We start from the raw sequence: 12,684 nt of genomic DNA on the forward strand, positions 1-12,684 counted from the left end.
GCCGTCGGTCGGGTTGTCGGGCCGCGTCGTCATGAGGACACCTTTTCGAGCATCCCGCCGCCGTGCGGAGCAGCGTAACCGCCGTGCGGCGTGTAGTTACCGCCCCAGCCACCGCCGTGCGGCGTGTAGTTACCGCCCCAGCCACCGCCGTGCGGGGTGTAGTTACCGCCCCAGCCACCGCCACGCGGCGCCCCGTAGTTGTAGTTACCGCCCCAGCCGCCGCCACGGGGCGCGCCGTAATAACCTCCGTAGGCACCTCCCGTCGCAGGCGCCACCGCTGCCGGCGCAGCTGGGGCAACGCGTGTGGGCGCGGCAGGTACCCGACCAGGCGCAGCGGGAACCGTGCGGGCGGGTGCGGCCGGCCCAGCGGGCATACGTGCGGGCGCGACGCGGGCGGGGCCGGTCGGCACGCGTGCGGGCGTTGCGGGAACCATGCGTGCCGGCGCCCCGGTGACCGCATGGCCACCCGCGACCTGCATCGCGTTGATCGCGTCGGTGTCCGCGTACGCGTTGGCGCTGACTCCCAAGGTCTGGACGAACTGTTCGTGGATCACGCCGGCCTGCGCGCCGATTGCCTGATACATCTGGCCGTAACCGGCGAAGCGTGCCGCGGTCATCGCCGACACCGCGTCGGCTGCGGCGGGCACCACTCCGGTGGTCGGAAACGCCGCGGCCGCATTGGCCGCGCTGACGGCCGCGCCAATCGCCTGTAGCCGACCCGCGGCAGCGCTCAGCTGCTCCGGCAGTGTGATCACAAACGACATGGGGCTTTCTCCTTCTGGCGGGAACCGGTGGTGCGTTTTGTGGACGAACTGGGGACACTTTTTCATAAAACTGGAATAAATGTCTAGTTCTGGACTACAAATTCTTTTTTCCGGTCCCGACATCCCAGGTCAGGATCGTTTGACCGGCTTTCGGCATCTGGTTACGCTTGTCGGATGCCACGGACGAACGCTGACGGCTGGGAGTTGAGGCGCCTCCTCGAGGCGACGCTGAACCGCGACATCACGGTCGAGCAGTTGCGCGACGCCTGCGGCGTCACCAAGGGGCGGTGGTACGGCGAGGCGGGACGGGCAAACGCCGACGACTTCCCGGACGCCGAGGAGGCCAGGCGCGCGGCCCACGCGTTCGGACTGAGCGCCACCTGGCTACAGGTCGAACTCGGCCTCGTCACGCTGGAAGACGTGCGCGGGGCCTTAGCCGACCCGAGCTCCGTGGGCCCGTTTCAGGACACCACTCGACGCCGGGTGTTGCAGTTTCCGACGCCGGACGCTCCCCGCGAGTAGGTAACGAGCTCTAACCGCCCACGGGCGATTGCGCCATCACGGTCGGCTTGAATCCGTATCGGGGCGGCGCAAGGTGGGCCAGGCCCCGCCCTCCCCCGGCGCCCACCACGGGCAACCCGCCCAACGTGTTCGTGGCCGGTTCGGCGGCCGCGGCGGCTCCGAGGCCGTTGAGGCCTACCGTCACGGGGTTCGCCGCCGGGGCCGCACCGGCCCAGGACGCCGGAACCGACAGTCCCCCTATCGACGCAGCCTTGCCCACCGCTGCCGCAGCACCGCCCACGGCGCCCGAAACCGCACGCGGCAACGTCTCGACGGCCTTCGCGGCGCCCTCCGCCGCCTTCGCGGCCTGAGGCATCATGGCCTGGGCGAGGCCCTGGATGTCCTTGAACGCGGTGGTGAAAAGCCTTGTGGGAGAAATCAATCGGATAAACGTGTCGAACGGCGTGCTGGCATCCAGCGTCGCCGATCCGGTCAACCCCTCCAGCACATCGCCGAGCACGCCGCCGACGACGATCCCGTCGCCGTTGGGGGTTGGGGTGAACTCGACAAGCGACGTCGGTGAAAACCCGGCGAGGCCCCGCAGCGCGGTGGGGATCGCCTGGGCCCCGTCGGCGCCGGTGGCGCCCGCGACCGCTTGGGCGACCGCGGCGGCTTGGCTGGCCGGCCCGGCCGGGTTGGTCGTGGGCGCCGCGGGGTTGAACGGCGGCAACGTCGACGCCGCCGCCGACGCACCGGCATAGCCGTACATCGCGGCCGCATCCTGAGCCCACATCTCGGCGTAGTGCGCCTCGGTGGCCGCGATCGCCGCGGTGTTCTGGCCGAGGAAGTTGGTCGCGAGCAAGGCCATCAACAGCGCCCGGTTGGCCGCGATCACCGGTGGAGGCACCGTTTGGGCGAATGCCGCCTCGTAGGCGGCGGCCGCCATAACGGCCTGGGCCCCGGCCCGTTCCGCCCGTCCGGCGGTGCCGTGCAGCCACGCGACGTGGGGCGCGGCCGCGGCGGCCATGGACGCCGCTGCCGGACCGTGCCACGGTCCGTCGGTCAGGCCGGCGATCAGCGACCCGTAGGCGGACGCGGTGGCCTGCAGGTCGGTGGCGAGTCCGTCCCAGGCCGTCGCGGCCGCCAGCAGCGGCGTCGAGCCGGGCCCGGAATACATCAGCGCCGAATTGATCTCCGGCGGCAGCTGCGCGAAATCCAGCATGAGTCCCCCTCGGTCACGCCACCGTGGCGGTGTTGGCCGCCTCGGTCGCCGCATACGAACCGGCGCTGATGCCGAGCGTGCTGGCCAACTGCTCGCGCAGCGTCGCGGCCTGGGCGCTGATCTCCTGATAGAGCCGTCCGTGCGAGGCGAACTGCGCAGCGGTCAGCATCGACACCACATCGGCCGCGGCGGGAGACACCCCGATGGTCGGGGCTGCCGCGGCCGCGTTTCCGGCCCGCACCGCGGCATTGATCGTGTGCAGTTCCGCGGCGGCCGCGGCCATTACGTCGGAATGCGCGACGACAAAAGACATGCTTTCTCCTCAAAAACGCTTCGGTTCAACGGCTTTCAGGACGCTAAGTCATCCGCGCCCGGATACGACAGCTCCAGCGGTGCCAATTCATTGCGGAGTCGATGACTGTTCACTTAGCTGCGTGAATGTGCTGGAACATTGGCTTCTTATGTGAAAGATGTTGTGAACCAATATGATTGGAGTTACATATGAATTTCTACGCAGTTGCCGCGGTACAGGCTATCCTTTGCCCCGATCGCCTGCGCTAGTGTCCACACATGTCGATCGCAAGAAGCGCCCCGAGGTTTGTCCGCCGGTCCATCGCTGTGCTTGCCGCCGGATTGGCCGTCACCACTCTGTCGGCGTGCGACAAGCACAATTCGGCGCCCGCGCCGGGCGCAAATCCGCGTCAAGTAACCGTTTTGGGATCGGGGCAAGTTCAAGGCGTCCCGGACACCTTGACGGCCGACGTCGGCATCGAATTCACCGCGACCGACGTCACCGCCGCGATGAACCAGACCAACGACCGTCAGCAAGCGGTCATCAACGCGCTGGTAGGCGCCGGGCTCGACCGCAAGGACATCAGCACCACGACGGTGAACCTCGAGCCCCAATACGGCAGTGGCACCGCGACCATCACCGGCTACCGCGCCACCAACGCGATCCGGGTCAAGATCCACCCGACCGACGCCGCGTCCCGAATGCTCGCGTTGATCGTGAACACCGGCGGCGACGCGACGCGGATCAGCTCGGTGAGTTACTCCATCGCTGACGACTCGCAACTGGTAAAGGACGCTCGCGCACGGGCTTTCAACGACGCCAAGAACCGCGCCGACCAGTACGCGCAATTGTCGGGGCTGCGGCTGGGCAGGGTGCTGTCGATTTCGGAGGCGACGGGCGGCGCACCCACGCCGGGCGGACCGCCGGCGCCACCTCGCAGCATGGCCGCGGTCCCGCTAGAGCCCGGCCAGCAGACCGTCAGCTTCTCGGTGACCGCGGTGTGGGAGCTCGACTAAGGCGCTACTGGTAGACGCGGGGATCCAGCGTCCCGATATACGACAGGTCGCGGTAGCGCTCGTCGTAATCCAGGCCGTAGCCCACCACGAACTCGTTGGGAATGTCGAAGCCGACGTAGGCGATGTCGACGTTGGCGTGCATCGCGTCGGGCTTACGCAGCAGCGTGCACACCCGAAGCGAGCGCGGATGCCGGGTGGTGAGGTTCCGCGAGAGCCACGACAAGGTCAGACCGGAGTCGACGACGTCCTCCACGATCAGCACGTCGCGATCGTTGATGTCGCGGTCCAAGTCCTTGAGGATCCGCACGACCCCCGACGACGAAGTCGAGGAGCCGTAGGAGCTGACGGCCATGAATTCGAACTGCGTCGGCACCGGAATAGCGCGGGCCAAATCGGTGACGAAGATCACCGCGCCCTTGAGTACGGTGATCAACAGCAGATCCTGGCCGGTCTGCGCGGCGACGTCGCGGTAGTCGCTGCCGATTTGCTCGCCCAGTTCGCCGATGCGGGCCTGAATCTGCTCGGCGGTGAGCAGCACAGACTTGATATCCCCCGGATACAGGTCTACCGGCTGAGCGGGGGTGATCGCCGAGGAGATCTGGGCCACGCCCACAGCGTGCCACGCCGACGGGCGAACAACCAACGCCAGTGCCGATTTACACAGGCTCGCGTCGCAGCGTCAGGACGCCGTCGTGCCGTCCGGCGATCAACCGCTCACCGCGCAACGGCGACCCGACGGCCACCCCGCCCTGCCCCCGCCAGGCGGTGACCAGCGTGTCCACGCCCCTGATCTGCTTGTCCGTCAACCCCGTTGCTCCGCCACTCAGCAGCCAGCCGCGGATCACCCGCCGTCGAACCGGATCGGGCAGCGCGGCCAGGGCCGGGGCGTGCAACCCGGCGCCCGCCGTGACACCTGGCAACGCCTGCGCGGCAAGGGCATCGATCAACTCGGTGTCCGCGCGCAAAGCCGTCGCGGTGCGGGCCAGCGCCTCGGCCACCCCGCCGCCCAGCACCTCCTCCAGCAGTGGCAGCACCTCGAGGCGCAGCCGGGTTCGGGTGAAGCGGCGGTCGGTGTTGTGCGGGTCCTGCCACGCGGTCAGGCCCAGCTCCTGGCAGGCGGCGTGCGTCACGGCCCGCCGCACCCCCAGCAGCGGCCGGCCCCACGGCGGATCGTAGGCACGCATACCGGCGATCGAGCGCGGCCCGGAACCGCGACCCAGGCCCAGCAGCACCGTTTCGGCTTGATCGTCGAGCGTGTGCGCCAGTAGCACCGGCCCGTCGCGGTAGGCCGCCAACGCGGCGTAGCGGGCAGCGCGCGCGGCCGCCTCCGGACCGCCGTCGTTCCCCACCGTCACGCAAAGCACCTGTGCGTCAACACATCCCAGCGAAACCGCTTGCGCCCGTGCGGTTTCGGCGACGGCTGCCGACTCGGACTGCAGGCCGTGATCCACGATCAGCGCCGTCGTGGGTCGCAACTGGGCCGCCACGGCGGTGAGCGCCAGCGAGTCCGGACCGCCGGACAGCGCGACCCCCCATTGGGTGACCGGATGGGCCCTGACGAAATCCTCGACAGCCGCGCGCAGCTGCCCTACAGCACCCTGTCGATCCATCGCTGGGGATCTTCGATCTCGGCGGGCAACGGCAGCGTGTCGGCGCCCGACCAGATGGTGTTGAACCGCTCCATCCCGACCTTGCCCACCACATGGTCGACGAACGCCTTGCCGCGGGTGTATTGGCTGAGTTTGGCGTCGAGGCCCAGCAGGGCGCGCAGCAGCCGCTGCAACGGTGGTTGCTTGCGGTGGCGACGCTCGTCGAATCGACGGCGGATGGTTGCCACCGACGGCACCACCATCGGTCCGACGGCATCCATCACGTGGTCGGCGTGGCCTTCCAGCAGCGTGCCGAGGACCAGCAGTTGATCCAGGGCCTGGCGCTGGGGCTCGGACTGGACGGCGCGCACCAGCCCGAGGATCCCCGACGAGTTGGCGTCCGGTTCCGCGGCGCCGCGGTTGCGCACGAAGTCGGCGAGCCGATTGATCACCTGCCCGACGTCTTCGCCGGCGTCGCGGGTCAGCAACCCCAGCGCCTGCGACATGTATTCGGACAGCCAGGGATTGGCGGTGAACTGAACCCGGTGGGTCACCTCGTGCAGGCACACCCACAACCGGAAGTCGGTGGGCTCGACCCGCAGCTGACGCTCGACGGCGATGACGTTCGGATACACCAGCAGCAGGCAGCCCTCTTTGGCCCCGTTATTAGTGGCGAATGGGTCGTACTGGCCGAGGATCCCGGACGACACGAACGCCAGCACGGCTCCCGTCTGCGCCCCGGTGATCCGGCCGGTGAGGAATCCGCGCGGCTTTTCGCTCCCATTCGTCATCACGCGCATCGACTCTGCGGCCGCTCGAACCCACTCGGGCCGGTCGACGATCCGCGCCGCGGGCACCGCGCCGTTGGTCACCAGGCCGGTGACGTCGCGCACCGGCGGCTCGGCTTTCGCGGCCGCGACCGTGAGCTCGTCGATGGCCTGACGGCGGGTGTAGTCGCTGGACGGCGGACCCGGGCGGGCCAGCCGAACTCCGACGGTGGCCGCGAAGCGCCAATCGACGGCGGTGCCGAGGGTCAGATCGGACGGCGGGCTCATGTGCACCCGCATGTCCACAGCTTGCTCGCCAGCGCATCCATCACGTTGCGGCCGTTGGGGCCGGCGGCATTGGACAGAAACGCGAAAGTCAGTACCCGGCCGCTGCGGTCGGTGAGGACGCCGACCAACGCGTTGATGGCGGTCAACGAACCGGTCTTGGCCCGCAGCCAGCCGGCCGGCCCCTGGTTGGTGGCCGTGTCGAGGAAGCGGTCGGCCAACGTCCCGCTGCCGCCGGCGATCGGAAGCAAATCCAGCAGCGCCCGCAACGCCGGCTGATCCGGACCCGCGGCCGCCTGCACCGTGCCGTCGAGCGTCTTGGCCGTCAACCGGTCGTCGACCGATAGCCCGCTGGAATCCATCAGCGCTGCCCCGGTGGTGTCGATGTGCCCGGTGCTCAACCGGTTGGTGATCGCGTCGACCGCGCCGGCAAAGCTGCGCGGCCGGTTGATCGCGGCGGCCACCTCGCGGCCGATGCATTCGGCCAGCACGTTGTCGGAGTGGTCCATCATCTCCGACAGGCGCTGGACCAACGGCGCGGACTGCACCACGGCCAGCTGCCGCGCGCCGGACGGCGCCGTGCCGATCGTCACCGCGCCCGGATCCAGGCCGAGGGCCTTGGCCAGCTCCCGTCCGGCATCGAGCGCGGGGGTTCGCGACCGCCGCGAATTGACCGTGCTGGGCTGGATGCGCCCGGCGTCGATCATCACCGATTCGATCGGCGCGATGTCACCGTTGTCGACATCCGAGGGATCCCAGCCCTGCGCCATCGTCGGCCCGGTGAACGCCGAGGTGTCCACCTGCACGGCCGTCGGTGTCACCCCGCTGCGGCGGATCTGCTCGACCAGGTCGCTGAGGCGTGGCGAGCCCCGGTACCAGGTGGGGACGTCCGGCGGCGCCGCCGACAGCGTCGGATCCCCGGCACCGACGAGCACGATGGGCCCCTGGGCGTTCGGGCCGCCGGCGACCACCCGGGTGCTGATCCGGGCCTGCCGATCCAGCGTCAGCAACGCGGCGGCCGCGGTCAGCACCTTGTTCGTGGACGCCGGGACGAACGGCACGTCGTCGGCCACCTGCCATAGCTCTTTGCCGGTCATCGCGTCGGTGATGCGGCCGCCCAACCTGCCCAGGTTCGGATCGCCCGCCACCGGCGCCAGCGCGGCCGCCACCCCGGGGACGGTGGGTGTTTCGGCCGAGTCGCTGACCGGGACCATGCCCGGCTTGACGACGGGCGGCCGCGGCGGCGGTACCGCAACCCGCGCGCCGCTGCCGCCGTGCCCACCCGTGGTGAAGAACGTCGCCGCCGCCACCACCGCGGCGACAAACGCCAGCACGGCCAACCCGATTAACACAGGGGTGGATTTCCGCCAGCGAGTAGGACCCATCACTCTCCTGACTGTCTGGTCCCATTCTGCCGAATCGGCCGCATTCCGCTCGACTAGGGTAGATCCGCAACGCACTGACCTACCCAGACTCAAGGAGCCGAGACGGTGCAATTCGACGTGATCATCGAGATCCCGAAAGGCCAGCGGAACAAATACGAGGTCGATCACGAGACGGGACGGGTCCGTCTGGACCGCTACCTCTACACGTCGATGGTCTACCCGACCGACTACGGCTTCATCGAGGACACCCTCGGCGAGGACGGCGACCCGCTGGACGCGCTGGTGCTGCTGCCCGAGCCGCTGTTCCCAGGCGTGACGGTCGAGGCGCGGCCGGTCGGAATGTTCCAGATGACCGACGAGGCCGGCGGTGACGACAAGGTGCTGTGCGTTCCGGCCGGCGACCACCGGTGGGACCAGATCCAAGACATCGCGGACGTTCCGTCATTCGAACTGGACGTGATCAAGCACTTCTTCTCCCAATACAAGGCGCTGGAGCCGGGCAAATACGTCAAGACGGCCAACTGGGTCGGGCGGGCCGAGGCGGAAGCTGAGGTGCAGCGCTCGGTGGAGCGGTTCAAGGCCGAAGGGCACTAACGCTGCGGGCGTAACCGCGCACCGATTCTCGGTGGCATCCTGGCGATGTGACGCCCGTTCTGCATTTCGCCGCGAATTTCTGGTGGTTGGTCTTTCCACTGGGCGGCGCGATCGGTGGGGGCCTGCGAGCTCTCGCCGCCGCCAGCGAGCGCCGGGCCGATCGACGGCTGGAACGGTATCGGCTCAAGCAGCAGGCCAAGATCGCCGTGGCCCAGGCGTCCGGCCGCGCGCGGGACGACGGGGAAAGCGACCGCCGTGCGCTCGCGAAAGTCCTTGCGGCACATGACCGCACGGATGCCCGGTGGCTGGACTACGAGGTCGACATCGCCAAACTTCTCGACTTCCCGATGATGACCGACATGCGCGCGCCGCTGACCATCGCGTTTCACAAGGCCAAGCGGCACGCCGACCTGCTGCGGCCTGAGCGGCCCGACGACCTGCTCGGCGACCGCGACGCGCAACTGGAATACCGCAACGCCGTCCACGAATACATCAGCGCGTTCGAGATCGCCGAGGCCGAGGCGATTCGGCGACGGCGCAGCGACTTCTCCGAGGACGAACAGCAGCGGCTGGCGCGCGCCCAGCACCTGCTGGACCTGGCGCAGGACGAGGCGGCCACGCGTGAGGAACGGCAGAGCGCCTACGCGCGGGCGAGCAAGGAACTCGACGGCCTGATCGTGCTGCCGGCCCCGGCGCGCGCCGCCATCGAACGCCGCATCGCCGGGCAGATCGAGGCCTAAGCCGTCGCCGCGGCGGCCCTGGCGATCCGCCGATTGCGCAACACGCTCCAGCCCAACGCCGCCCCGATGAAGACGACGCCCACCGACGCGGTGATGACTTCGTGGATCTGGAAGCGCGGCTCGATGGAAAACAGCATGATCACCGCCAGCACACCGATCGCCCAATGCGCGCCGTGTTCCAGGTAGACGTAACGGTCCAGCGTTTCCTGGTGGACCAGGTAAATGGTGATCGACCGGACGAACATCGAGCCCACCAGCCCGAGGCCGAGCGCGATCACGATCGGGTCCGAGGTGATCGCGAACGCGCCGGTGACGCCGTCGAACGAGAACGCGGCGTCGAGCATCTCGAGATACAGGAACAGCATCAGTCCGGCCCTGCCGGTCGCGCCGGCCGCGTTGGCGTCCGTAGTCTCGACGCTCGACGGCCGAAACGCCCGGCTCAGGCCGTTGACGACCAGATACGTGACCAGGCCCAGCATCCCGGCCGTCAGCACCGTCGCACGCTCCTCGCCCGAGTGCGTCAACAGCGTGCCGGCGAGGACCAGCGCAACGCCGGCCACCACCACCGACACCTGCCCGAGCCGCCCGATGCGGGCGAACGGGATCTCAATCCACTTGAGCCACTTGATGTCCCGGTCGTGAAACACGAAATCGAGAAACAGCATCAACAGGAATATCCCGCCGAAAGCCGCGATCTGCGGGTGGGCCGAGATGATCAACTTTTCGTAGCTGGGCGAGCCGTCGGGAAATTCCAGCGCCCCGTGCGGCGGCGGATTGAGCGCCAGCTTCATCGCGCGCACCGGGTCGAGTCCGGCGGTCGCCCACACGATCAGCAACGGAAAGACCAGACGCATCCCGAAAACCGCGATCAAGATGCCGAGCGTCAGAAACATCTGGCGCCAAAACGAGCTCATCCGCTTCAGGATCCCGGCGTTGATGATGGCGTTGTCGAACGACAGCGACACCTCCAGTACGGCCAGGGCCAGCAACAGAAACAGGGCGTCAAGGCCGCCGTGCGCATACCCGAGCGCGAGGGCCGCCACGGTGAGTAACAGCGAGAAACCGAAGATGCGAAAGGCGGCCATGGGTCCTTCCTGACAGCCGCCCACACTAGCGAAGCCGATTGCCGCCGCCAGCCGCCGGCACCGGCGCACTTACTATTTTCAAATTGTGGCGATGCCCGAGGTCGGCGGTACCCAAGCCTCCACTGGAGCAGGGCCGATCGCGCGCGGCAGCATGGCCCGGGTCGGCACCGCAACCGCGCTCACCGCGCTGTGCGGCTATGCGGTGATCTACCTGGCCGCCCGCGACCTGGCGCCGAGCGGCTTCTCCGTTTTCGGGGTGTTCTGGGGGGCGTTCGGGCTGGTCTCCGGCGCCGCCAACGGCCTGCTGCAGGAAACCACCCGCGAAGTCCGCTCGACGCGCTACATCGACGTGCTGCCCGACCCGGGCGGAGCGCGCACCCATCCGCTCCGCGTCGCCGCGATGGTCGGCGTGGCCGCCGCCGTCGTGATCGCCGGGAGCTCGCTGCTGTGGAGCGGCCGGGTCTTCGTCGAGGCGCGCTGGCTGTCGGTCGTGCTGCTCAGCGTCGGCCTCGCCGGTTTTTGCCTGCACGCCACCCTGCTGGGCATGCTCGCCGGCACCGACCAGTGGACCCACTACGGGGCGCTGATGGTGACCGACGCGGTCATCCGCGTCACGGTCGCGGCGGCGACGTTCGTCATCGGCTGGGGCCTGGGCGGATTCCTATGGGCCACCGTCGCCGGCTCGGTGGCGTGGCTGATCATGCTGGTGGCTTCGCCCGCCGCACGCGCGACGGCCCGCATGCTGACGCCGGGCAGCACCGCGACGTTCCTGCGGGGCGCCGCCCATTCCATCACCGCGGCCGGTGCCAGCGCGATTCTGGTGATGGGGTTCCCGGTGTTGCTGAAGCTGACGTCGAATGAGCTTGGGGCACAAGGCGGAGTGATCATTCTGGCGGTGACGCTGACCCGGGCGCCGCTGCTGGTGCCGCTGACCGCCATGCAAGGCAACCTGATCGCTCATTTCGTCGACGAGCGCACCGAGCGGCTTCGGGCGCTCGTCGTGCCGGCGGCGATCATCGGCGGCATCGGCGCGATCGGGGTACTGGCCGCGGGCGTGCTGGGGCCGTGGCTGCTGCGGGTCGCGTTCGGCCCGCAGTACGACGCCGGCAGCGCGCTACTGGCGTGGCTGACGGGAGCCGCGGCGGCGATCGCGATGCTGACGCTGACCGGAGCCGCCACCGTGGCGGCCGCGCTGCACCGGGCGTACTCGCTGGGGTGGGTCGGTGCCACGGCGGCGGCGGGACTGCTGCTGCTGTTGCCGCTGCCGCTGGAGACCCGCACCGTGGTCGGCTTGCTATGTGGCCCGTTGGCGGGAATCGGCGTCCATCTGGTGGCGTTGGGGCGCGCCGGGCGCCTAGCCGGCTGATCCTGGCTAACCTGATGAGCATCGAAACGGATTACTCCGGCGTCTGGATCGTCATTCCCGCCTTCAACGAAGCCGCTGTCATCGGTGAGGTGATAGCCGATGTGCGCTCGGTTTTTGACAACGTCGTGTGCGTGGACGACGGCAGCGCCGACGACACCGGCGAAATCGCCAGGCGGGCCGGGGCGCATTTGGTGCGCCACCCGATCAACCTGGGGCAGGGGGCGGCCATCCAGACCGGCGTCGAGTACGCCCGCGCTCAGCCGGGCGCAGGGGTCTTCGCCACCTTCGACGCCGACGGCCAGCACCGTGTCAAGGACGTGGCGGCGATGGTCGAGCGGCTGCGCGCGGGTGACGTCGACGTCGTCATCGGAACGCGTTTCGCCGCGCCCCAGGGCAGCCGGCCGCCATTCGTCAAGCGCATCGTGCTGCGGACCGCGGCGCGGCTGAGCAGGCGCGGGCGCCGGCTGGGCTTGACCGACACCAACAATGGGCTGCGGGTGTTCAACAAGACGGTGGCCGACGGGCTGAACCTCACCATGAGTGGCATGAGCCATGCCAACGAGTTCGTCATGTTGATCGCCGAAAACCATTGGCGCGTAGCCGAATTGCCGGTCGAGGTGCTCTACACCGAGTACTCGAAGTCGAAGGGACAGCCGCTGCTCAACGGCGTCAACATCATCTTCGACGGGTTTCTGCGAGGGAGGATTCCGAGATGAACTGGATTCAGGTGCTGCTGATCTCCTCGATCGTCGCGCTGCTGGTCTACCTGCTGCGGTCGCGCCGAAATGCGCGATCCCGGGCCTGGGTGAAGGTCGGCTACATCCTGTTCGTGCTGGGTGGGGTCTACGCGGTGCTGCGGCCCGACGACACCACCGTGGTCGCGCACTGGTTCGGGGTGCGCCGCGGGACCGATCTGATGCTCTACGCGCTGATCATGGCTTTCAGCTTCACCACGCTGAGCACCTACATGCGCTTCAAGGATCTCGAGTTGCGCTATGCGCGGCTCGCGCGCGCGGTAGCGCTGGAGGGCGCCCAGGCGCCCGATGACCCGCGCCGAACGTGAAACCACGGCGAAAAA

15 protein-coding genes are annotated in these 12,684 nt (G+C 68.8%); 7 read left to right on the forward strand and 8 right to left on the reverse strand.

The window, feature by feature from the left end; genetic code table 11:
- Positions 1–29 precede the first annotated feature (29 nt).
- Positions 30–764 carry a PE family protein gene (locus tag A5745_RS25210; protein ID WP_076114830.1) on the reverse strand — a complete coding sequence of 245 codons (735 nt, stop codon included), beginning with the start codon at positions 762–764 and terminating at the stop codon, positions 30–32.
- A gap of 174 nt (positions 765–938) precedes the next feature.
- Between A5745_RS25210 and A5745_RS01270 the strand changes: the two genes are divergently transcribed.
- Positions 939–1,286 carry a hypothetical protein gene (locus tag A5745_RS01270; protein WP_076114831.1) on the forward strand — a complete coding sequence of 116 codons (348 nt, stop codon included), beginning with the start codon at positions 939–941 and terminating at the stop codon, positions 1,284–1,286.
- A gap of 10 nt (positions 1,287–1,296) precedes the next feature.
- Here A5745_RS01270 and A5745_RS01275 read toward each other — a convergent pair whose 3' ends face one another.
- A complete protein-coding gene (locus A5745_RS01275) occupies positions 1,297–2,487 on the reverse strand; it encodes a PPE family protein (RefSeq protein WP_076114832.1) in 1,191 nt (396 codons plus the stop codon).
- A 13-nt stretch (positions 2,488–2,500) separates the two neighbouring features.
- Positions 2,501–2,800: a PE family protein gene (locus A5745_RS01280; RefSeq protein ID WP_076114833.1), complete on the reverse strand. Its 300-nt coding sequence runs from the start codon at positions 2,798–2,800 to the stop codon at positions 2,501–2,503.
- Positions 2,801–3,057: 257 nt separating this feature from the next.
- Between A5745_RS01280 and A5745_RS01285 the strand changes: the two genes are divergently transcribed.
- On the forward strand, positions 3,058–3,795 hold the full coding sequence (locus tag A5745_RS01285; RefSeq protein WP_076114834.1) for an SIMPL domain-containing protein: 738 nt from the start codon (positions 3,058–3,060) through the stop codon (positions 3,793–3,795).
- 4 nt (positions 3,796–3,799) lie between these two features.
- Here the strand turns inward: A5745_RS01285 and hpt are convergent, their stop codons facing one another.
- From hpt to dacB, 4 genes are read right to left on the reverse strand one after another with little or no spacing between them, the layout of a single operon-like run.
- The gene (gene hpt / locus A5745_RS01290; RefSeq protein WP_076114835.1) at positions 3,800–4,408 is read right to left on the reverse strand and encodes a hypoxanthine phosphoribosyltransferase; all 609 of its coding nucleotides are present in this window, start codon (positions 4,406–4,408) and stop codon (positions 3,800–3,802) included.
- A gap of 43 nt (positions 4,409–4,451) precedes the next feature.
- Positions 4,452–5,405 (reverse strand): tRNA lysidine(34) synthetase TilS, encoded by a 954-nt coding sequence (gene tilS / locus A5745_RS01295; RefSeq protein ID WP_076114836.1) that lies wholly within the window; start codon positions 5,403–5,405, stop codon positions 4,452–4,454.
- Positions 5,384–6,439, reverse strand: coding sequence for a zinc-dependent metalloprotease (locus A5745_RS01300; RefSeq protein ID WP_076114869.1), 1,056 nt, complete (start codon positions 6,437–6,439; stop codon positions 5,384–5,386). The genes tilS and A5745_RS01300 overlap by 22 nt, the downstream gene beginning before the upstream one ends.
- On the reverse strand, positions 6,436–7,821 hold the full coding sequence (gene dacB / locus A5745_RS01305) for a D-alanyl-D-alanine carboxypeptidase/D-alanyl-D-alanine-endopeptidase (RefSeq protein WP_076059837.1): 1,386 nt from the start codon (positions 7,819–7,821) through the stop codon (positions 6,436–6,438). The genes A5745_RS01300 and dacB overlap by 4 nt, the downstream gene beginning before the upstream one ends.
- A gap of 105 nt (positions 7,822–7,926) precedes the next feature.
- Here dacB and A5745_RS01310 point away from each other — a divergent pair, with 105 nt between their 5' ends.
- Positions 7,927–8,415: an inorganic diphosphatase gene (locus A5745_RS01310; protein ID WP_076059835.1), complete on the forward strand. Its 489-nt coding sequence runs from the start codon at positions 7,927–7,929 to the stop codon at positions 8,413–8,415.
- Positions 8,416–8,462: 47 nt separating this feature from the next.
- Complete coding sequence (locus A5745_RS01315) at positions 8,463–9,155, forward strand: hypothetical protein (protein ID WP_076059833.1); 693 nt, start codon at positions 8,463–8,465, stop codon at positions 9,153–9,155.
- On the opposite strand, the gene A5745_RS01320 is transcribed toward A5745_RS01315, so the two are convergent.
- Positions 9,152–10,240, reverse strand: a complete 1,089-nt coding sequence (locus A5745_RS01320; RefSeq protein WP_076114837.1) for a DUF475 domain-containing protein — start codon at positions 10,238–10,240, stop codon at positions 9,152–9,154. The two genes, A5745_RS01315 and A5745_RS01320, sit on opposite strands and share 4 nt — an antisense overlap.
- 91 nt (positions 10,241–10,331) lie before the next feature.
- Between A5745_RS01320 and A5745_RS01325 the strand changes: the two genes are divergently transcribed.
- The 3 genes from A5745_RS01325 to A5745_RS01335 are packed head-to-tail and all read left to right on the forward strand — an operon-like array spanning position 10,332 to position 12,669.
- Positions 10,332–11,606, forward strand: a complete 1,275-nt coding sequence (locus A5745_RS01325) for a hypothetical protein (RefSeq protein WP_139329388.1) — start codon at positions 10,332–10,334, stop codon at positions 11,604–11,606.
- Between the two features lie 14 nt (positions 11,607–11,620).
- Positions 11,621–12,322, forward strand: coding sequence for a glycosyltransferase family 2 protein (locus tag A5745_RS01330; RefSeq protein WP_076114839.1), 702 nt, complete (start codon positions 11,621–11,623; stop codon positions 12,320–12,322).
- Positions 12,319–12,669 carry a DUF2304 domain-containing protein gene (locus A5745_RS01335; RefSeq protein WP_076114840.1) on the forward strand — a complete coding sequence of 117 codons (351 nt, stop codon included), beginning with the start codon at positions 12,319–12,321 and terminating at the stop codon, positions 12,667–12,669. The genes A5745_RS01330 and A5745_RS01335 overlap by 4 nt, the downstream gene beginning before the upstream one ends.
- The last annotated feature ends 15 nt before the right edge of the window (positions 12,670–12,684 follow it).

The organism is Mycobacterium sp. IS-2888 (genome assembly GCF_001954215.1).
Lineage (GTDB): Bacteria > Actinomycetota > Actinomycetes > Mycobacteriales > Mycobacteriaceae > Mycobacterium.

Bases quoted from the DNA above. Each gene is read 5' to 3' on its own strand.
- A5745_RS25210 (WP_076114830.1), bottom strand. From the start codon at position 764: ATGTCGTTTGTGATCACACTGCCGGAGCAGCTGAGCGCTGCCGCGGGT.
- A5745_RS01270 (WP_076114831.1), top strand. From the start codon at position 939: ATGCCACGGACGAACGCTGACGGCTGGGAGTTGAGGCGCCTCCTCGAG.
- A5745_RS01275 (WP_076114832.1), bottom strand. From the start codon at position 2,487: ATGCTGGATTTCGCGCAGCTGCCGCCGGAGATCAATTCGGCGCTGATG.
- A5745_RS01280 (WP_076114833.1), bottom strand. From the start codon at position 2,800: ATGTCTTTTGTCGTCGCGCATTCCGACGTAATGGCCGCGGCCGCCGCG.
- A5745_RS01285 (WP_076114834.1), top strand. From the start codon at position 3,058: ATGTCGATCGCAAGAAGCGCCCCGAGGTTTGTCCGCCGGTCCATCGCT.
- tilS (WP_076114836.1), bottom strand. From the start codon at position 5,405: ATGGATCGACAGGGTGCTGTAGGGCAGCTGCGCGCGGCTGTCGAGGAT.
- A5745_RS01300 (WP_076114869.1), bottom strand. From the start codon at position 6,439: ATGAGCCCGCCGTCCGATCTGACCCTCGGCACCGCCGTCGATTGGCGC.
- dacB (WP_076059837.1), bottom strand. From the start codon at position 7,821: ATGGGTCCTACTCGCTGGCGGAAATCCACCCCTGTGTTAATCGGGTTG.
- A5745_RS01320 (WP_076114837.1), bottom strand. From the start codon at position 10,240: ATGGCCGCCTTTCGCATCTTCGGTTTCTCGCTGTTACTCACCGTGGCG.
- A5745_RS01325 (WP_139329388.1), top strand. From the start codon at position 10,332: ATGCCCGAGGTCGGCGGTACCCAAGCCTCCACTGGAGCAGGGCCGATC.
- A5745_RS01330 (WP_076114839.1), top strand. From the start codon at position 11,621: ATGAGCATCGAAACGGATTACTCCGGCGTCTGGATCGTCATTCCCGCC.
- A5745_RS01335 (WP_076114840.1), top strand. From the start codon at position 12,319: ATGAACTGGATTCAGGTGCTGCTGATCTCCTCGATCGTCGCGCTGCTG.